The sequence below is a fragment of the Kitasatospora xanthocidica genome, from assembly GCF_014656195.1.
In the GTDB taxonomy this organism is placed as follows: domain Bacteria; phylum Actinomycetota; class Actinomycetes; order Streptomycetales; family Streptomycetaceae; genus Kitasatospora; species Kitasatospora xanthocidica.
Window position 1 is genome coordinate 1 of record NZ_BNBY01000005.1, and the last position, 18,960, is coordinate 18,960.

The window sequence follows — 18,960 nt, forward strand, 5'->3', positions numbered from 1 at the left end:
GTAGACCTTGTTCAGGCCGGTGGCGCGGGCGGCCGCCCGGCCGGTGCGGACGGCGGTTGCGGTCGACGTGGTCACGGGGGGCTCCTAGTGCTCGTGGGCTTGTACCTCCATGCTCCGCGACGTGATCATGGTCTGGCGTCGCTCCGCCGGACGGTTGGCCCTACCACCGCTGGGCGTACGGGGGAGGCGCGCCCCTCCTCCTGCGGTATGACGGGGACCCTGAGGGAGGGGCGGTGGCCGGAACCACTATCCTTCGTGGCCGAATCCCGGACAGTTCGTCAGATGGCAAGGAAACATGACAACTTCCGGGGCTGGGGACATGCGAAAGGGCGAGCCGGGCGACTAGGCTCAGGGTGGTTTCGCTGGACGCCCGGATGGTGGAACGCAGACACGGGCAGCTTAAAACTGCTTGGCCGCGAGGCCGTGCCGGTTCGAGTCCGGCTCCGGGCACCGATCGCCGGCGGGGCGCCGGTCGGGCGGGGGCGCCGTCGGCGTCCCCGCCGGGTGTCGTTCACCGGATCCTCCTCGCGGCGTATCCCGGAATTTTTGCCAAGCCATTACCCTTGTGCATGGGCGGTGCAGTGCCGCCACGGAGGGAATGAGCAATGAGAAGCAGCAACCCGGTCTTCTCGCGGGAGGGGTCCTTCACCCGCGACTCCGGCTACGCGGGGTTCGGCAACACCGCACAGGCCGGGAGCCCGTACGGCAACAACCCCTACGCGGGGACGCAGTACGCCCAGCAGCCGCAGGGCCCGATGACCGACGAGCAGCTCTACGAGCTGTACAACGGCCCGTCGGCCGGTCCGGCGGCCACCGGGCGGATGACGCTGGACGACGTCGTCGCCCGCACCGCCATGACGCTGCTGACGCTGGTCGCGGCCGGCGCGGTGGCCTGGTTCGCGCTGCCGTTCGAGAACTACGGCTTCGCGATCGCCGCCAGCCTGGTGGCCATGGTGATCGGCGTGGTGGCCTCCTTCAAGCGCACCGTCAGCCCGCCGCTGATCCTGACCTACGCGGCCCTCCAGGGCTTCGCGATGGGCGCCTGGTCGCACGCGCTGAACACCATGCTGAACGGCATCGTGATCCAGGCGGTGCTCGGCACCGCGGCGGTCTTCGCGGCGATGCTGTTCGCCTACAAGAGCGGCCGGATCCGGGTCACCCCGCGGTACACCCGGATCGGCATCGCGGTCGCCATGGGCTTCGTGCTGCTGATGCTGGTCAACCTGGTCGCCTCGCTGGCCTTCGGCGCCGAGATGGGCCTGCGGTCGGGCCCGCTGGGCATCGTGGTCGGCCTGGTCGGCATCGGCCTGGGCGCCTTCTTCCTGTCGCTGGACTTCGCGGAGATCGAGACGGCCATCGCCCAGGGCGCCCCGCAGCGCGAGTCCTGGCGGGCCGCCTTCGGGCTGACCCTGTCGCTGGTCTGGATCTACATGGAGATGCTGCGGCTGATCGCGATCCTGCGCGGCGACGACTAACGCGTCCCCCCGAGGTGAATCACTGCCGCCGGGCCCCGGAGCCACCCGCTCCGGGGCCCGGCGGCTTTTCGCCTAGGCTCGCTGCCATGCATGACGTACAGCCCTTGGTCGAAGCCGTCGACTCCCTGGCGGATCGTTTCCGCTCGCTGCCGCAGAGCAAGCTGCTGGGCGCCGTGCCCGGGCACGCCTCCCGGGCGGCGGCCGCGCTGGACCTGGCCCGGCGGCTGGCCGGGCTGGCGCGGGCGGTGGAGGGCGGTCCGGAGCGGGACTTCCCGGACGCCGGGGCCTTCGCGGCGGGGGATCAGCTGGCCGTCGCGGGGCACGACCTGGCGGCCGCGCTCGCGGCGCTGCCCGAGGGCGCGGAGGTGGCGCTGCCGGACGGGCCCGCGGCCGTCGGCGAGGTGCTGGCCGGGGCGGTGGCGGCGGTGCGGGAGACGGCCGCGCTCTGCGCCTGAGCACGCTCTGCGCCTGAGTACGCTCGGTGCCTGAGCGCGCTCGGACATGCCGAAGGCCGGCCGGGTCGGTAACCCCTTGACCCGGCCGGCCTTCGGTGCGCCGTCCTGCTGAGGCGGCGTCAGATGCTGGCGACCACCCGGTCGGCGAGCACGTAGACGGCTTCCTCGTCGGTGGAGAAGGTCAGCGAGTACGAGCCGGAGAAGCGCGAGCCGCCGAGCAGTCGCACGTGCTCACCGGCACGGACCGCGTCGATCAGCCGGTAGGCGGCCTCCCGGTCGCCCGGGGCCACGCAGAGCGTGGTGCCGTCGGCGAAGGCGTACACGTCCAGGGTGCCCAGCGGGCCCGGGCGGACGTCGACCAGGGCGACGGCCTCCTCGGCGAGGGCGGCCAGCCGGGTGTCGGTCCACTCGCGGGACGGCGCCTGGCTCGGGACGAAGTCGGGGTGCGAGGGGTGGCGGCGCGGGTCGGGCGCGGGGGCCGGGGCCTCCTCGACGGCCGGGTCGGCGTCCAGCAGCCCGGCCTCCAGGCCGGTGGCCAGCAGGTCGGCCTCGCGGCGGGCGCGGGCGTCCTTGGCGGTCTCGCCCACCGGGTGGCCGGGGCGCAGCGGCGCGCCGCCGTCGGGGCCGGGCTCGGCCGGGCCGGTGCCGCCGTCGGTGATCAGGTCCTCCAGCGCGGAGCGCAGCGCCTCGCCGAACTCCGGGTCCATCGTCCCTGCGTTGTCGGCGGCGTCCTGCGGGCCGGTGGGGCGGGGGAAGAAGAGCGGCCACTCGTCGGTGCCGGAGAAGACACCGGTGAAGGGGGAGTCGAACAGCGGCGCGTCCTCGGCTGCGCGGGCCTCCTGCTCGGCCCAGAACGCCCGGGCCTCGGTGATCTCCCGCTCGCGGTCGGCGGCGAGCGCCTCGGCGACGGCCCGGCGTATCGCGGCCTCGTCCACCGGGGCGGGCACGGCGGGGGCCGCCGCCCGGGCGTCCAGCCGGCGGGAGAGGGCCCGGAGGTGGAGCAGGACGGCGGTCGACACGGTGATCAGGATCAGCAGCAGGATGGTGTAGACGGCGCTCACGGAACGTACTCCTAGGGAGGAGCGGAACGGGGTTACGTGTCCACACTGCCGCATGCGGGGGTGTTACCGCAGTGGCGAATGTCTAATTCGTCCGGGACTTTCGCTCTTGTCCCCAAATTGTTAGGTAACACCGTTCTACGCAGTGGAGTTGATCCGCTCCGCAGTGTCGATTTCCGGGCCGGAAACGAACGGAAAGAGGGCCGGATCGACCTCTCGGTGTGATCCGGCCCTCAATTACGCTACGTCACTCCAAACGGGTGGTCCAGACCCTTCGGAGGATGCGGGTGGTCAGCTGAGGCGCTCGATGACCATCGCCATGCCCTGGCCGCCGCCGACGCACATGGTCTCCAGACCGAACTGCTTGTCGTGCCACTGCAGGGAGTTGATCAGCGTGGTGGTGATCCGGGCGCCGGTCATGCCGAAGGGGTGGCCGACCGCGATGGCGCCGCCGTTGACGTTCAGCTTGTCCAGGTCGACGCCGAGGTCGCGGTAGGAGGGGATCACCTGGGCCGCGAAGGCCTCGTTGATCTCGACCAGGTCGATGTCGTCGATGGTCAGGCCGGCCCGCCGGAGCGCCTGCTTGGAGGCCTCGACCGGGCCGTAGCCCATGATCTCGGGGGAGAGGGCGCTGACGCCGGTGGAGACCACCCGGGCGAGCGGGGTGATGCCGAGCTCGCGGGCCTTGGTGTCGGACATGATGACCAGCGCGGCCGCGCCGTCGTTCAGCGGGCAGCAGTTACCGGCGGTCACGGTGCCGTCCGGGCGGAACACCGGCTTCAGGCCCGAGACGCCCTCCAGGGTGACGCCGGCGCGCGGGCCGTCGTCGGTGCTGACCACGGTGCCGTCCGGCGTGGTGACCGGGGTGATCTCGCGCTCCCAGAAGCCGGCCTTGATGGCGGCCTCGGCGAGGTTCTGCGAGCGGACGCCGAACTCGTCCTGCTCGGCGCGGGTGATGCCCTTGAGCGCGGCGAGGTTCTCGGCGGTCTGGCCCATCGCGATGTAGGCGTCCGGCGCCAGGCCGTCCTCGCGCGGGTCGTGCCACTCGCCGCCGCCCTCCTCGGCGCGCTTGGCGGTGCGGGCCTGGGCCTCGTCGAACAGCGGGTTCATGGTGCCCGGCATGCCGTCCGAGGTGCCGTGGACGCTGCGCGAGACCGTCTCCACGCCGGCCGAGATGAAGACGTCGCCCTCGCCGGCCTTGATCGCGTGCAGCGCCATCCGCGTGGTCTGCAGCGAGGACGAGCAGTAGCGGGTGATGGTGGCGCCGGGCAGGTAGTCCATGCCCATCTGGACGGCCACGATGCGGGCCAGGTTGTGGCCCTGCTCGCCGCCGGGCAGGCCGCAGCCCAGCATCAGGTCGTCGATCTGGCGCGGGTCGAGCTGCGGGACCTTGGCGAGGGCCGCCTGGATGATGTGGGCGGTCAGGTCGTCCGGGCGGACGTCCTTCAGCGAGCCCTTGAAGGCCCGGCCGATCGGCGAACGGGCGGCGCTGACGATGACGGCTTCGGGCATGACGGCTCCTCGCTGGGTGACTACGGACCTGACGTCCGGGAGGAAAGTTACCGCCTGGTAGGTCAGGCGTCACCCGCACCAGCGTGTGAGCTGGCCGACGTATTCCCGGGGTCCGCCGGCCCGTCCTGGTCCCGGCCCTCGGCGGCCTCTCCGGCCAAGCCCGAGCCGGGCAGGCCGATCCGCAGGCGCTGGCGCAGCAGGGCCCAGCGGTGGCCCGTGCCCTCCGGGTCCGCGGCCGCCACCTCGGTGCCCGCCCGCCCGGCCGCCGCGGCGGCGGCCACCGCGACCGGCAGCACCGTCCCGCCCGGCACCGGCACGGTCGGGCGCTCCTCCTCCGGCCAGAGGCCGAGCGCGGCGCAGACCGAGGGCAGCACGGCCATCGCGGCCGTCGCGTAGCCCTGGGCGGAGGGGTGGTAGCGGTCCGCGGCGAACATCTCCGGGCGGGCGGCGAACTCCGGGCCGAGCAGCGAGCCCAGCGAGACCGTCCGGCCGCCCGCCTCCACCACCGCGATGGTCTGCGCGGCGGCCAGCTGCCGGCTCAGCCGGCGGGCCACCCAGCGCAGCGGCGGGCGCACCGGCTTGATCGTGCCGAGGTCCGGGCAGGTGCCGACGACTACCCGGCAGCCGTTGGCGTGCAGGGCGGCGACGGCCTCGCCGAGCTGCCGGACGGCCAGCTGGGCCGGGCTGTGCCGGGTGACGTCATTGGCGCCGATCATGATCACCGCGACGTCCGGGTGGTGCGGCAGGGCCTGTTCCAGCTGGCCGGAGAGGTCGGCGGAGCGGCCGCCCGAGCGGGCCACGTTGACCAGCCGGACCGGGCGCTCGGCCACCGAGGCCAGGCCGGCGGCGAGCAGGGCGCCCGGGGTCTCGCGGGCCCGCGAGACCCCGAGGCCGGCGCCGGTGGAGTCGCCGAGGACGGCCAGGACGAGCGGCTGCTGCGGGGCGGCGGCCCGGTCGGCGAAGGCCTCGCCGTAGACGCCGTCGGCCTTGGGCGGGTGGGTCTCCAGGACGCCGATGGCCTGCATGGCGAGCTTGCTCTCGGTCAGCAGCACGCCGACCAGGCCCACGCCGAGCAGCCCGAGCCCGCCGCCTCCGTACGCCGCCGCGGTGGCGATCCGCCGGGCCACCCGGGCCCGCGAGTCGTGTACGCCTGGCATCCGGTACCCCCTTCGGTCCTCGCCCCCCGGCGGGGTCGTACACCCCTAATACCCGCGCGGAGGGCGGGAGTACCGGCGGGGTTGGGCCATCGGGAGGAGGCGGGGGCCGCCGCGGGCCGCAGGGGCGGGCGGGCCGGGCCGGGCCGGGTGTGCCGGGAGGTGCCGCCGGTGGAGGCGGACACGAGGGGGCGCTGGGGTGCGTGCCACGCCCTAGGCTTTGCAGTACCGAAAGCACTCGCATGCCCATAGACCGGGAGGACCCCCGTGCGGTACCACAACTCGATCATCGACCTGGTCGGCAACACGCCGCTGGTCAAGCTGAACAAGGTCACCGAGGGCATCAGCGCGACAGTGCTGGCGAAGGTCGAGTACTTCAACCCCGGTGGCTCGGTGAAGGACCGCATCGCGATGCGCATGATCGAGGCCGCCGAGGCCTCGGGCGCCCTCAAGCCGGGCGGCACCATCGTCGAGCCGACCTCCGGCAACACCGGTGTCGGTCTGGCGATCGTGGCCCAGCAGAAGGGCTACAAGTGCATCTTCGTCTGTCCGGACAAGGTCTCGACCGACAAGATCAACACCCTGCGCGCGTACGGCGCCGAGGTGGTCGTCTGTCCGACCGCCGTCGCCCCGGAGCACCCGGACTCGTACTACAACGTCTCCGACCGCCTGGTCCGGGAGACCCCGAACGCCTGGAAGCCGGACCAGTACTCCAACCCGGACAACCCGGCCTCGCACTACCACTCCACCGGCCCGGAGCTGTGGGAGCAGACCGACGGCAAGATCACCCACTTCGTGGCGGGCGTCGGCACCGGCGGCACCATCTCCGGCACCGGCAACTACCTGAAGGAGGTGTCGGGCGGCAAGGTCAAGGTGATCGGCGCCGACCCGGAGGGTTCGGTCTACTCGGGCGGCACCGGCCGGCCGTACCTGGTCGAGGGCGTCGGTGAGGACTTCTGGCCGACCGCCTACGACCGCGGCGTCGCGGACGGGATCGTCGCCGTCTCCGACAAGGACTCGTTCCAGATGACCCGCCGCCTGGCCAAGGAGGAGGGCCTGCTGGTCGGCGGCTCCTGCGGCATGGCCGTGGTGGCCGCGCTGGAGGTCGCCCGCGGGCTCGGCCCGGACGACGTCGTCGTCGTGCTGCTGCCGGACGGCGGCCGCGGCTACCTCTCCAAGATCTTCAACGACGACTGGATGGCCGACTACGGCTTCCTGCCCTCCTCCACCGACGAGGCGCACATCGGCGAGGTTCTGGCCCGCAAGGAGTCCATCGAGCAGGGCGGCGTCCCGCAGTTCGTCCACATGCACCCGAACGAGACGGTCGCCGAGGCGGTCCGGGTGCTGCGCGAGTACGGCGTCTCGCAGATGCCGGTGGTCTCCCCGGGCGCCGGCCACCCGGACATCATGGCCGGCGAGGTGATCGGCTCGGTGGTGGAGAAGCTGCTGCTGGAGGGCATCTTCGCCAAGGAGATCGAGCTGAGCGACACGCTGGACAAGGTGATGTCCAAGCCGCTGCCGGTGGTCGGCTCGGGCGAGACGGTCACCAACCTGATGACCGTGCTGGAGAAGGCCGACGCGGCCGTCGTGCTGGTCGAGGGCAAGCCGCAGGGCATCGTCACCCGCCAGGACCTGCTGGGCTACCTGACCGGTCGCGCCGCGCACTGACGCGTGCTCACCACCACCTCGCCCGTGGCGGATCCGAAGGATTCGTCCACGGGCGAAGTGGTACACCGGCGTCACCTGCCCGCAGCACGTGGTTAACAACGGTCCGGCATCTTTGTGGTCAACGGCACGACGCCGAACGAGGCGACGGCAACCGTCCGGGAGCGGCTCCCCGGGCGACCGCGGTCGACTCAGGACACACCGGGCGGCCCTGACCCGGCCGCTGTGTCCGCCTTCCGCGGGAGGCGCCGTCGTCCCGCCCCTGTCCGGCTCCGGCCGGTCGACAGGGTGCGGCGGCTCTCGCGGCCGCAACGCGCCGTCACGGCGCGTCCCCGCGGCTCCCGGGTGGGGGAGCCGATGCGGGGGAACGGTGGGGCCGGCCCTTCTCCGAGGGGCCGGCCCTTCCGTGCGTCGCCGGTCTTCCCGTGTGACGGCGCCCCTTCGGCCCGCCACCGGCCTCTTCCGTCCGCGACTGGCCCCTTCCGTTCGCCACCGGCCCCCGGTGCCCGCGCCCGCGGCCGTCGCGCTGTGCTCCGGGCGGCCCGCCGTTCCCGTACGCTCGCACGCATGACCAGCACTGAAACGACCGACCAGGACGCCCCGCGCTACGTCCGGGTCAAGATCGAGCTCATCGCGGAGATCACCGACGAGGGCGCCCTCAAGGCGGCGGCCCTGCAGGCGGTGACCGAGGACGAGTACCTCGACGACGAGGAGCGCGCCCAGTCCGTCGAGGCCATCGAGGTGGACCCGTCGGGTTCGCTCGCCCACTTCATCGACCCGGTCGCGCTGCTCGGCGACGTCCCCGGGGTCGAGCTCGCCTCGGCGACCTGGGAGTCGGCGCAGACCGAGTTCGACCCGGACGACGAGGAGTGGGACGAGTACGCGGTGGACGAGTCCGCCGAGTAACGACGGCCCGCCGTCGCCACGCGAAAACGCCCGGTCTGCCACGGCAGATCGGGCGTTTTGTCCATTTTTGTAAGCAAGTTGGGTCATCTCATACGATCGCTTACCCTTCGGTCATGGAACCGTGAACGGGTGGATTGCGTTTCTGTATCCGTAAATGCCCGGGATGATCAGCAGGGAGACGCGACGTGACGGGACGGGACGGTCAGGGGCGGGCGGCCGGAGGAAGCTGGAGCCGACGCGGTGTGCTCGCGGGACTGATCGGGGCGCCCGTCCTCCTGCTGGCGGCCTGCAACGACAACAGTGACGGCGGCGGCAGCGGCAGCGGTGGCTCCGGAGGTGCGAGCGGCACCCCGGGCGGGGGCGGCGGCAGCACCCCCAAGACCTCGGCCGCCGTGATCACCGTCAGCCCCGCCGACGGCGTCACCACCGCGAGCTTCAGCGAGCCGGTCAAGGTCACCGTCACCAACGGCACCCTGACCAGCGTCAAGGTGACCGACTCCACCGGCAAGGAGCTGGCCGGCCAGCTCTCCGCCGACAACACCGGCTGGACCTCGGCCGCGGCCCCGGCCAGCGGTACCAAGTACACCGTCGCCGCCGTCGCCGTCGACAAGGACAAGCTGGAGGCGGACTCCAACGCCGTCTTCACCACGGCGACCCCGGCCAACACCTTCGTCGGCTACTTCACCCCCGAGGACGGTTCGACGGTCGGCGTCGGCATGCCCGTCTCGATCAACTTCAGCAAGCCGGTCACCGACCGCAAGGCCGTCCAGGCGGCGATCACCGTGACGGCCGAGCCGGGCGTCGAGATCGTCGGCCACTGGTTCTCCAGCACCCGCCTCGACTTCCGGCCGCAGGAGTACTGGGCCAAGGGCACCAAGGTCACCCTCAAGCTCCGGCTCAAGGACGTCGAGGGCGCCAAGGGCGTGTACGGCACCCAGTCCAAGGATGTCGGCTTCACCGTCGGCCGGGCCCAGACCAGCGTCGCCGACCTCGCCACCAAGAAGCTCACCGTCACCACCGACGGCCAGGTCAGCGCGGTCTACAAGATCTCCGGGGGCTCGCCCGAGCACACCACCTGGGGCGGCAAGATGGTCATCTCCGAGCAGTACACCCAGACCCGGATGAACTCGCAGACGGTCAACCTGGGCAGCGAGTACGACATCGCGGACGTGCCGCACGCCCAGCGCCTCACCACCTCGGGCACCTTCATCCACGGCAACTACTGGTCCTCGGCGTCGATCTTCGGCGGCCAGAACACCAGCCACGGCTGCGTCGGCCTGCAGGACGCCAAGGGCGCGCAGGACACCGGCACGGACGGCTACAAGTTCTACAAGTCCTCGATCGTCGGAGACGTGGTCGAGGTCGTGAACTCCGGCGACAAGACGGTCGCCCCGGACAACGGCCTGAACGGCTGGAACATGGGCTGGGCCGACTGGAAGGCCGGCAGCGCCGTCTGAGCGGAGACGGGGTGACCGGAGCGGCGGCCCGCCCGGTCACCCCGCTTGCCGGCCGCCTCAGCGCTTCGCGTAGTCCGCGACGCCCTGCCAGTCGATGACGACGCAGGGCTCGTCGCCCAGCACCCAGGCGTCGTGCCCGGGCGGGCAGACCATGAAGTCGCCGGGGCCGAACTCGTCCGCCTGGCCGTCGTCCATCACGATCCTCATCCGGCCGGAGACCAGGTACCCCATGTGGGACGCCTGGCAGCTGTCGGTCCCGGCGATCGGCTTCACGTGCTTGGACCACTGCCACCCCGGCCGGAACACGGCCCGGCCGACCGGGCCCTCGTCCAGGTTCACCAGCCGCACCTCCCCCGTGCCCTGCTCGAAGGGCCGGACCTCCTCCGGGTCCTCGAAGCTCCTGCGGACCAGACCGGACATGGCGCACTCCTCTCCACGAGGGGCGGGCCGGCCGCCGGAGGGTGGCGCGGCCGCCCCTGCTGGCCCTTCCAGTCTGCGCCCGGATCGGGGCGCGGTCACATGGGGTGGCCCCGCCCCGGGAGCGGCGGGGGAGGTCAGCCCCGGGTGCGGGCCACGCCGATCGGGCAGGAGGCGCCGGTGCCGCCGAGACCGCAGTAGCCGTTGGGGTTCTTGGCCTCCGACAGGTACTGCTGGTGGTACGGCTCGGCCGGGAAGAACGGGCCGGCCGGGGCGATCTCGGTGGTGATCGGCCCGTAGCCGAGCGCGGTCAGGGCCGGCTGGAAGGCGTCCCGGGAGGCCGCGGCGGCCTCGGCCTGGTCGGGGGAGTGGGTGTAGACCGCGGAGCGGTACTGGGTGCCCACGTCGTTGCCCTGGCGGTTGCCCTGGGTCGGGTCGTGCGCCTCCCAGAAGGTCTTCAGCAGCCGCTCGTAGGAGACCACTGCCGGGTCGTACACCACCCGGACCGCCTCGGTGTGCCCGGTCAGCCCGCTGCACACCTCGTCGTACGTGGGGTTGGGCGTGTAGCCGCCCTGGTAGCCGACCAGCGTCGTCCAGACGCCAGGCAGGCGCCAGAACGTCCGCTCGGCACCCCAGAAGCAGCCCAGCCCGAAGTCGGCCACCTCCAGCCCCTCCGGGTACGGGCCGGACAGCGGGTGGTCGAGCACGGTGTGGGGCTCGCGCAGCTCGAAGGCCGGGGCCGCCCGGCCGGGCAGCGCCTGGTCGGCGGGGACGAGCGAGGTCTTGTGGCGGTTGAACAGCACGGCCTGCTCCAGCGGGTCGGGAAACGTGGCGCAGTGTCCAACACCGACGGCCGCCCCCGGATTCCGGGACGGCCGTCCGGGCCGGTCCGTCGTTCCGGAAGGCACGGGGGCGTACGGCCATTAGGCTCGGAGTCATGACCGAGCACCAGCTTCCCCAGGGCTTCGAGACCCTCGCCATCCACGCGGGTCAGGAAGCAGACCCCCAGACCGGGGCCGTCGTCACGCCGATCTACCAGGTGTCCACCTACAAGCAGGACGGGGTGGGCGGCCTGCGGGGCGGCTACGAGTACAGCCGCAGCGCCAACCCGACCCGTACCGCGCTGGAGGAGTGCCTCGCCGCGCTGGAGGGCGGCTCCCGCGGCCTCGCCTTCGCCTCCGGGCTGGCGGCCGAGGACACCCTGCTGCGCACCATCCTCAAGCCGGGCGACCACATCGTGATCCCCAACGACGCCTACGGCGGCACCTTCCGGCTCTTCGCCAAGGTGCTGACCCGCTGGGGCGTCGAGTTCTCGGTGGCCAACACCCAGGACCTGTCCACCGTCCGCGAGGCGATCCGTCCCAACACCCGGGCGGTGTGGGTGGAGACCCCGTCCAACCCGCTGCTGGGCATCACCGACCTGACCGCGCTCGCCGAGATCGCGCACGGCGCCGGCGCGCTGCTGGTGGTCGACAACACCTTCGCCAGCCCGTACCTGCAGCAGCCGATCGCGCTCGGCGCGGACGCGGTCGTGCACTCCACCACCAAGTACATGGGCGGCCACTCGGACGTGGTCGGCGGCGCCCTGGTGCTGGCCGACGCGGCCCTCGGCGAGGAGGTCGCGTACCACCAGAACGCGATGGGCGCGGTCTCCGGCCCGTTCGACGCCTGGCTGGTGCTGCGCGGCATCAAGACGCTGGGCGTCCGGATGGACCGCCACAGCTCCAACGCGGAGAAGGTCGCCGAGCTGCTGGCGAGCCACCCCAAGGTCAGCCAGGTGCTCTACCCGGGCCTGCCCGAGCACCCCGGCCACGAGATCGCCGCCAAGCAGATGAAGGCCTTCGGCGGCATGGTCTCCTTCCGGGTCCAGGGCGGCGAGGAGGCGGCGGTCGAGGTCTGCAACCGCGCTCAGCTGTTCACCCTCGGGGAGTCGCTCGGCGGCGTCGAGTCGCTGATCGAGCACCCGGGCCGGATGACCCACGCCTCGGTGGCCGGCTCGGCGCTGGAGGTGCCGGCCGACCTGGTGCGCGTCTCGGTCGGCATCGAGTCGATCGACGACCTGCTGGCCGACCTCAAGCAGGCGCTGGGCTGACGTAGGTCACTGCCCCTGCTGGTCCGCCGTGTACGACTCCATCGAGTGGTTGAAGCGGGCCAGCAGGGCGCAGAACGCGCGCTGCTCCTCGGCCGGCCAGTCGGCGACCAGGCGGCGGGTCAACTCGGCCCGCCCGTCCCGGACTTCGTCGAGCCGGCCGGCGCCGCGGGCGGTCAGCGCGAGCCGTACGGCGCGGCGGTCGGCCGGGTCCTGCACCCGGCCGACCAGCCCGGCCGCGACCAGCGGGGCGACCTGGCGGGTCACCGTGGAGGAGTCCACGCCCAGGGACTCGGCCAGGGCCTTGACGTTGGCGGGCCCGTGCCGCTCCAGCCGGTCGAGCAGCAGGTAGGCGGCCCGGTCGAGCGCTCCGACCCCACCGCCGGAGGTTCGGACCTGTTCCATGCGGCGCGCGAACACCGCGAGCTGGTACTGGAGTTGGGCGTGCACGGGGTCGGTGCGGTCGGTGGCCTGGGGCGAGGTCGTCGTCATCGCGGCTCACGATCGTCGTGCGGTGAGGGAGGCTCAGAAGCAGCAGCGTACGCGGGTGCGGCGGACCCGGGAACAGGCCCGGCGTCCCGGATTGCCGCTGCCCCAGCCCCTAACCTTGGCCGCATGCACAACTGGCCGATCACCCTCGACGACGTCCGCGGCGCCCAGAAGATGCTCGCCGGGATCGCCCGGGTGACCCCGATGGAGGGCAGCCGGCACCTCTCCGGGCTGATCGGCGCGCCGGTCCACCTGAAGTGCGAGAACCTGCAGCGCACCGGCTCCTTCAAACTGCGCGGGGCGTACGTGCGGATCGCGGGACTCTCGCCGGTGCAGCGGGCCGGCGGGGTGGTGGCGGCGAGCGCCGGCAACCACGCCCAGGGCGTGGCGCTGGCGGCCGCGCTGCTGGGGGTGCACTCGACGGTGTTCATGCCGGTCGCGGCGCCGCTGCCGAAGGTCGCGGCCACCCGTGACTACGGCGCCGACGTCCGGCTGCACGGCGCCACCGTGGACGAGGCGCTGCAGGCCGCGCAGCGGTACTCGGAGGCGACCGGCGCGGTGTTCATCCACCCCTTCGACCACTGGGACGTGGTCACCGGCCAGGCGACGGTCGGGCTGGAGATCCTGGAGCAGTGCCCCGAGGTGCGCACCATCCTGGTCGGGGTGGGCGGCGGCGGGCTGCTGGCCGGGATCGCGGCGGCGGTCAAGCCGCTGCGGCCGGACGTCCGGGTGATCGGGGTGCAGGCGGCCGGCGCGGCCGCGTACCCGCCCTCGCTGGCGGCCGGGCGGCCGGTGTCGCTGGAGCACTTCTCGACCATGGCCGACGGGATCATGGTCGGGCGCCCGGGGGACATCCCCTTCGAGGTGGTCAACACGCTGGCGGACGGCGTCCGCACGGTCTCCGAGGAGGCGCTGTCCCGGGCGCTGCTGCTCGGCCTGGAGCGGCTGAAGCTGGTGGTCGAGCCGGCCGGGGCGGCCCCGATCGCGGCGCTGCTGGAGCGGCCGGACTCCTTCGAGGGCCCGGTGGTGGCGGTGCTGTCGGGCGGCAACATCGACCCGCAGCTGATGCAGCGGGTGCTGCGGCACGGGCTGGCGGCGGCCGGGCGCTACCTGTCGCTGCGGGTGCGGCTGGCGGACAAGCCGGGCTCGCTGGCGGACCTGCTGGGCGTGCTGACCAGGCTGGACGCCAATGTGCTGGACGTGGCGCACGTGCGGATCGACCCGCGGCTGGGGCTGACCGAGGTCGAGGTGGACCTGCACCTGGAGACCAAGGGGCCGGAGCACTGCGCGGCGGTGGTCGGCGAGCTGCGGGACTCGGGGTACGTCGTCGCCGGCTGACGCGCTTCGTCCGGGGCCGCCGGGAGCGCCGGGAGCGCCGGGGCGGGTGGGGCGGGAGTGGCCCCCGGGTTCCCAGTTGCCGGTGGGTCCGGGCCGGATTGCCGGTCGTTGCTGCGGTGCGGGGCCGCTTCCCCCTGGAACGATGGCGGAGCTGCATCCCTTGACGCGATATATCGCGTACTGGGAGACTCGCGATACATCGCGTTCGAGTCCCGCGGGTCGAGAATCGAGTCGCCCGTGCGCCCGAAAGCGGGGCAGAGTGGGACAGATCGCTCCATACGTCCGAGGAGATGAGGCAGGCCATGGCGCCAGCCATCCAAGCCGAGAACCTGGTGAAGACCTTCGGCGACGTACGAGCCCTGGACGGCGTCAGCCTCGACGTCCCCGAGGGCACGGTGCTCGGGCTGCTCGGCCCGAACGGCGCCGGGAAGACCACCACCGTCCGGGTCCTCACCACCCTGCTCCGCCCCGACTCCGGCCGCGCGGTGGTCGCCGGCGTCGACGTCCTCAAGAACCCCAACCAGGTCCGCAGCCTGATCGGCCTGTCCGGCCAGTACGCGGCGGTCGACGAGTACCTGACCGGGTTCGAGAACCTCACCATGGTCGGCGAGCTCTACCAGATGAGCACCCGCGCGGCGAAGGCCCGCGCGCTCGAACTGCTGGAGTGGTTCAACCTCACCGAGGCCAAGGACCGCACCGCCAAGACCTACTCCGGCGGCATGCGCCGCCGCCTCGACCTCGCCGCCGCGCTGGTCGTCCGCCCGCCGGTGATGTTCCTGGACGAGCCGACCACCGGCCTCGACCCGCGCAACCGGCTCGCGCTCTGGGAGGTCATCGAGACCCTGGTCGAGCAGGGCACCACGCTGCTGCTCACCACCCAGTACCTGGAGGAAGCCGACCGCCTCGCCCACGACATCGCGGTGGTCGACCACGGCAAGGTGATCGCGCGCGGCACCGCCGACCAGCTCAAGGCGCAGATCGGCGGCGAGCGGATCGAGGTCGTGGTGCACGAGCCCGGCCGGATCGCCGACGCGGTCGCGGCGATGTCCGGCTACGCGCTCAGCGAGCCGTCGGTGGAGAAGAACACCCGCCGGATCACCCTGCCGATCAGCGGCGGCGCCCGGGTGCTCGCCGACGCCATCCGCGAACTCGACGCCCGCGGCATCGAGATCGACGACATCGGGCTGCGCCGCCCGACCCTGGACGACGTCTTCCTCACCCTCACCGGCCACGTCGCCGAGCAGCAGGACGAGGAGGGCGGCGCCGACGCCAAGGCGCGGGGCAAGGGCAAGGGCAGGCCCGGCGGCGCGGACGGGGTCGAGGGCCAGGACAAGCAGGCCGTCACGGCCGGAAAGGAGCGCTGAGATGAGCACCGCCACCGAGCACGCCATCGGCGGGGCGATGCCCAGGCAGCGCCGGGGGCTGTCCGCCGCCATGCACGACTCCTGGGTGGTCGCCAAGCGCAACCTGCGCCGGATGACCCGCATCCCGGAGATCGTCGTCTTCGGCCTGATGCAGCCGGTCATGTTCGTGCTGCTGTTCTCGTACGTCATGGGCGGCGCGATCAAGATCCCCGGCGCCGACTCCAGCTCCCACACGTACATCCAGTACCTGATGGCGGGCATCTTCGCCCAGACCGTCACCTTCGCCACCGCCGGCGCCTCGGCCGGCATCGCGGAGGACATGACCAAGGGCCTGGTGGACCGCTTCCGGTCGCTGCCGATGGCCCGCTCGGCGGTGCTGGTCGGCCGCACCCTGGCGGACCTCGTCCAGACCGGCTTCATCGTGATCGTGCTGGGCCTGGTCGCGCTGCTGGTCGGCTGGCGGATCCACGACGGGCTGCTCAACGGGCTCGCCGCCTTCGGGCTGCTGCTGCTGTTCGGCTACGCCTTCTCCTGGATCGGCGCGCTGATCGGGCTGTCGGTGCGCAGCCCCGAGGCGGCCACCTCGGCGGGGCTGATCTGGCTGTTCCCGCTGACCTTCGTGTCCAACGCCTTCGTGCCGGTCAGCTCGATGCCGGGCTGGCTGCAGGCGGTCGCGTACTGGAACCCGTTCAGCGCCACCGTGCAGGCCTGCCGGAGGCTGTTCGGCAACCAGGTCGGGCCGGTGGACAGCGCCTGGCCGATGCAGCACGCGGCGCTGGTGTCGGTGCTGTGGTCGGTCGTGATCACGGCGGTGTTCTCGTGGCTCGCGGTGCGCAAGTACCGTTCGGCCACCGCCTGAGCGGTCACTGCCTGAGCGGTCACTGCCTGAGCGGTCACCGCCTCAACGGATCCCGCCTCAACGGACCCCGCCCGATCGGGTGGCGCCCGGAACGCGGAAGGGCGGCCGCGGAGTCCCTGACTCCGCGGCCGCCCTCGTGCTGGGGGCCGGATCAGCCGGCGTGCGGCACGACCTTGACGATCTTCACCATGGCCGGCTTGCCGTTCGGCAGCTCGTAGGTGGCCTCGTCACCGATCTGCTTGCCGTCGATCGCGCGGCCCAGCGGCGACTGCGGGGAGTAGACGTCCAGGGTGTCCGAGCCGGCCACCTCGCGGGAGGCGAGCAGGAACTCCATCAGGTCGTCCTCGTCACCGTCGAAGGCGACCGTGACGACCATGCCCGGGGCCACCACACCCGAGTCGGCCGGGGCCTCGCCGACCTTGGCGCGCTCCAGCAGCTGGGTCAGCTGGCGGATGCGCAGCTCGTACTTGCCCTGCTCCTCCTTCGCCGCGTGGTAGCCGGCGTTCTCCTTGAGGTCGCCCTCCTCGCGCGCCGCCTCGATCTTCTGGGCGATCTCGATGCGCCAGGGCCCGGTCAGGTGGTCCAGCTCGGCCTTGAGCTGGTCGTAGCCGGCCTGAGTGAGCCAGGTCACGTTCTCACTGGTCTGGGTCACAGGTGCTCCTCGTAGGTGCTGGGGCTGTGCTGAGGGTGTGAGTCGTCAGCAGGGTTGGTGGTATATCGGTCTCAACTACAAAGCAACGCCCGCTCCCGTACCATCCGGTGCGGAAGGGGCGAAACCACGAGCCTAACAACTCCTGCCGACGAGCGGGAGAGCCGTTGGCGCGCCATTGACGGTGGCGTTACGCCACGGTGTACAGGACGCGGTGCGACCTTGTACGGATGCCCGTTCCGCCGGTCGAATATGCGGTCTACCGGGCGGGCGTGCAGCCCAGGAGTTCGGCGGTGGTGCCGCGGGAGGTGGTGCGCAGCGTGACCACCGCGTCGTAGCTGGAGCCGGCCGCCGGGACGGGGAAGTCGGCCACCCCGACCACCGCGTGGTCGTCGCCCTGCGAACGGACCGTGCAGCTGCCGGCCTGCCCGTCGCTCTTGCGCACGGTGAGGTGCAGCTGGACCTCGGAGTCGGAGAGCACCTGGAAGGTCGGCACCGAGCCGTTGATCTTCGTCTCGCGCAGCAGGTAGGAACCGCCCAGCCAGGCGATCAGGCCCAGGCCCAGCACCCCGCAGACCGCGCCGACCGTCTTCAGCCGGCGGTCCGAGTCGCGGTCGCCGCTCCGGCCGTAGCGCCCCTCGGGCAGCGAGGTGGTGCTGGTCTCTGCGGTCATCGGACTCCGTCCTCTCCTGGGGGAGGGGCCGCGCGGGGTGGCTCGGGGGAATGCGACGGACCTCCAGTCCGTCACTATAGGAGGGACACGACCGCGGCCGGTCCGGCGGGGCGGGGCAGGCCGGGTCGGCGACGTGCACAGGCGGGCTCCGCAGCGCCGCGGTCCCGGAGTGAGCGGTTCGTACGGTGGGCAGTCCCGGACTTCGCGGAACGCCCGAACATGTGGAAGGAACGCAAGGCGTTGACTGAGCAGTTGCGACTGATGGCGGTGCACGCCCACCCGGACGACGAGTCCAGCAAGGGCGCGGCCACCATGGCCATGTACGTCGAGCAGGGTGTGGACGTGCTCGTGGCCACCTGCACGGGGGGCGAGCGCGGGTCGGTCCTCAACCCCAAGCTCCAGGGGGACCCGTACGTCGAGGAGAACATCCACGAGGTGCGGCGCAAGGAGATGGACGAGGCGCGGGCGATCCTCGGGGTGAAGCAGGCCTGGCTGGGCTTCGTGGACTCCGGTCTGCCCGAGGGGGACCCGCTGCCCCCGCTGCCGGAGGGCTGCTTCGCCCTGCAGGACGTCAAGGACGCGGCCGAGCCGCTGGTCCGGCTGATCCGCGAGTTCAAGCCGCAGGTCGTCACGACCTACGACGAGAACGGCGGGTACCCGCACCCGGACCACATCATGACCCACAAGATCACCATGCTGGCGTTCGACGCCGCGGGCGACCCGGACGCCTACCCCGAGGCCGGCGAGCCCTGGCAGCCGCTGAAGCTGTACTACAACCACGGCTTCCCGATGGGCCGCATCCGCGCCCTGCACGCCTACCTCACCGAGCACGGCCAGGAGTCGCCGTACGGGGAGTGGATCGCGGGCTGGGAGAAGAGCGGCCGCAAGGAGCGCGAGATCACCACCCGGGTCCGCTGCGACGACTGGTTCGAGACCCGCGACCGCGCGCTGATCGCCCACGCCACCCAGATCGACCCGGACGGCCCGTGGTTCCGCGTGCCGCTGGAGGTCCAGCGCGAGGTCTGGCCCACCGAGGACTACGAGCTCGCCCGTACCCTGGTCGACGTGGACCTGCCGGAGGACGACCTCTTCGCCGGCCTGCGCACCCCCACCCTGGCGGCCGAGGCCGCCGACACGCGCGACTGAACCACCCCCCGATGGCCCGGCTCCTTGTGAGCCGGGCCACCATAGAGATATGAGCGCCTCCGTGAACCTCGTCCAGCTCGCCGCTGACCTCGCCGTCGACGACGCCAAGGTCACCCCCGGCCTCCTCGGCTTCGTCGTCTTCGCCGCCCTCGGTGTGGCGACCTGGTTCCTGGCCAAGTCGATGAACCGCCAGTTCAAGAAGGTCGACTTCGTGGAGGAGCCGGAGGCCCCGAAGGAGTGACCCCGTCGCGGGG

19 protein-coding genes and 1 tRNA gene are annotated in these 18,960 nt (G+C 72.2%); 12 read left to right on the forward strand and 8 right to left on the reverse strand.

Annotated elements, in window-relative coordinates; all coding sequences use genetic code 11:
* The first annotated feature begins 368 nt into the window (after positions 1 to 368).
* The 3 genes from IE332_RS10420 (at position 369) to IE332_RS10430 (ending at position 1,930) form a co-directional block, all read left to right on the forward strand.
* Positions 369 to 450 (forward strand) — tRNA-Leu (locus tag IE332_RS10420).
* Positions 451 to 605: 155 nt separating this feature from the next.
* Entirely contained in the window at positions 606 to 1,475 is an 870-nt protein-coding gene (locus tag IE332_RS10425) for a Bax inhibitor-1/YccA family protein (RefSeq protein WP_189915449.1), read from the forward strand.
* An 86-nt stretch (positions 1,476 to 1,561) separates the two neighbouring features.
* Positions 1,562 to 1,930, forward strand: a complete 369-nt coding sequence (locus IE332_RS10430; protein WP_189915451.1) for a hypothetical protein — start codon at positions 1,562 to 1,564, stop codon at positions 1,928 to 1,930.
* A 119-nt stretch (positions 1,931 to 2,049) separates the two neighbouring features.
* On the opposite strand, the gene IE332_RS10435 is transcribed toward IE332_RS10430, so the two are convergent.
* The 3 genes from IE332_RS10435 to IE332_RS10445 form a co-directional block, all read right to left on the reverse strand.
* Positions 2,050 to 2,991, reverse strand: coding sequence for a hypothetical protein (locus IE332_RS10435; protein WP_229928502.1), 942 nt, complete (start codon positions 2,989 to 2,991; stop codon positions 2,050 to 2,052).
* Between the two features lie 288 nt (positions 2,992 to 3,279).
* A complete protein-coding gene (locus IE332_RS10440) occupies positions 3,280 to 4,500 on the reverse strand; it encodes an acetyl-CoA C-acetyltransferase (protein ID WP_189915455.1) in 1,221 nt (406 codons plus the stop codon).
* 62 nt (positions 4,501 to 4,562) lie between these two features.
* The gene (locus tag IE332_RS10445) at positions 4,563 to 5,657 is read right to left on the reverse strand and encodes an SGNH/GDSL hydrolase family protein (protein WP_189915457.1); all 1,095 of its coding nucleotides are present in this window, start codon (positions 5,655 to 5,657) and stop codon (positions 4,563 to 4,565) included.
* A gap of 264 nt (positions 5,658 to 5,921) precedes the next feature.
* Between IE332_RS10445 and IE332_RS10450 the strand changes: the two genes are divergently transcribed.
* From IE332_RS10450 to IE332_RS10460, 3 genes are all read left to right on the forward strand, one after another.
* Entirely contained in the window at positions 5,922 to 7,322 is a 1,401-nt protein-coding gene (locus IE332_RS10450) for a cystathionine beta-synthase (protein ID WP_189915459.1), read from the forward strand.
* 564 nt (positions 7,323 to 7,886) lie between these two features.
* Positions 7,887 to 8,225 (forward strand): hypothetical protein, encoded by a 339-nt coding sequence (locus IE332_RS10455; RefSeq protein ID WP_189915461.1) that lies wholly within the window; start codon positions 7,887 to 7,889, stop codon positions 8,223 to 8,225.
* Positions 8,226 to 8,467: 242 nt separating this feature from the next.
* The gene (locus IE332_RS10460; protein WP_308437547.1) at positions 8,468 to 9,682 is read left to right on the forward strand and encodes a L,D-transpeptidase; all 1,215 of its coding nucleotides are present in this window, start codon (positions 8,468 to 8,470) and stop codon (positions 9,680 to 9,682) included.
* A 57-nt stretch (positions 9,683 to 9,739) separates the two neighbouring features.
* Here the strand turns inward: IE332_RS10460 and IE332_RS10465 are convergent, their stop codons facing one another.
* Positions 9,740 to 10,102, reverse strand: a complete 363-nt coding sequence (locus IE332_RS10465) for a cupin domain-containing protein (RefSeq protein WP_189915465.1) — start codon at positions 10,100 to 10,102, stop codon at positions 9,740 to 9,742.
* A gap of 134 nt (positions 10,103 to 10,236) precedes the next feature.
* Entirely contained in the window at positions 10,237 to 10,902 is a 666-nt protein-coding gene (msrA, locus tag IE332_RS10470; protein ID WP_189915467.1) for a peptide-methionine (S)-S-oxide reductase MsrA, read from the reverse strand.
* A 134-nt stretch (positions 10,903 to 11,036) separates the two neighbouring features.
* Here msrA and IE332_RS10475 point away from each other — a divergent pair, with 134 nt between their 5' ends.
* The gene (locus tag IE332_RS10475) at positions 11,037 to 12,191 is read left to right on the forward strand and encodes a cystathionine gamma-synthase (protein ID WP_189915469.1); all 1,155 of its coding nucleotides are present in this window, start codon (positions 11,037 to 11,039) and stop codon (positions 12,189 to 12,191) included.
* Positions 12,192 to 12,197: 6 nt separating this feature from the next.
* On the opposite strand, the gene IE332_RS10480 is transcribed toward IE332_RS10475, so the two are convergent.
* Positions 12,198 to 12,680: a MarR family winged helix-turn-helix transcriptional regulator gene (locus IE332_RS10480; RefSeq protein ID WP_189915471.1), complete on the reverse strand. Its 483-nt coding sequence runs from the start codon at positions 12,678 to 12,680 to the stop codon at positions 12,198 to 12,200.
* A 123-nt stretch (positions 12,681 to 12,803) separates the two neighbouring features.
* Between IE332_RS10480 and ilvA the strand changes: the two genes are divergently transcribed.
* The 3 genes from ilvA (at position 12,804) to IE332_RS10495 (ending at position 16,238) form a co-directional block, all read left to right on the forward strand.
* Positions 12,804 to 14,015, forward strand: a complete 1,212-nt coding sequence (ilvA, locus tag IE332_RS10485; protein WP_189915473.1) for a threonine ammonia-lyase — start codon at positions 12,804 to 12,806, stop codon at positions 14,013 to 14,015.
* A 302-nt stretch (positions 14,016 to 14,317) separates the two neighbouring features.
* Positions 14,318 to 15,379: an ATP-binding cassette domain-containing protein gene (locus IE332_RS10490; protein ID WP_189915480.1), complete on the forward strand. Its 1,062-nt coding sequence runs from the start codon at positions 14,318 to 14,320 to the stop codon at positions 15,377 to 15,379.
* 1 nt (position 15,380) lies between these two features.
* On the forward strand, positions 15,381 to 16,238 hold the full coding sequence (locus tag IE332_RS10495; protein WP_189915482.1) for an ABC transporter permease: 858 nt from the start codon (positions 15,381 to 15,383) through the stop codon (positions 16,236 to 16,238).
* Positions 16,239 to 16,389: 151 nt separating this feature from the next.
* Here IE332_RS10495 and greA read toward each other — a convergent pair whose 3' ends face one another.
* Together greA and IE332_RS10505 are read right to left on the reverse strand one after the other, a co-directional pair.
* Positions 16,390 to 16,890: a transcription elongation factor GreA gene (gene greA, locus IE332_RS10500; protein WP_189915484.1), complete on the reverse strand. Its 501-nt coding sequence runs from the start codon at positions 16,888 to 16,890 to the stop codon at positions 16,390 to 16,392.
* A 256-nt stretch (positions 16,891 to 17,146) separates the two neighbouring features.
* Complete coding sequence (locus tag IE332_RS10505; RefSeq protein ID WP_189915485.1) at positions 17,147 to 17,560, reverse strand: DUF4307 domain-containing protein; 414 nt, start codon at positions 17,558 to 17,560, stop codon at positions 17,147 to 17,149.
* Between the two features lie 240 nt (positions 17,561 to 17,800).
* On the opposite strand from IE332_RS10505, the gene mca reads away from it, so the two are divergent.
* Both mca and IE332_RS10515 read left to right on the forward strand, forming a co-directional pair.
* Positions 17,801 to 18,706 (forward strand): mycothiol conjugate amidase Mca, encoded by a 906-nt coding sequence (gene mca / locus IE332_RS10510; RefSeq protein WP_189915486.1) that lies wholly within the window; start codon positions 17,801 to 17,803, stop codon positions 18,704 to 18,706.
* A 49-nt stretch (positions 18,707 to 18,755) separates the two neighbouring features.
* Positions 18,756 to 18,947: a hypothetical protein gene (locus IE332_RS10515; RefSeq protein WP_189915487.1), complete on the forward strand. Its 192-nt coding sequence runs from the start codon at positions 18,756 to 18,758 to the stop codon at positions 18,945 to 18,947.
* The last annotated feature ends 13 nt before the right edge of the window (positions 18,948 to 18,960 follow it).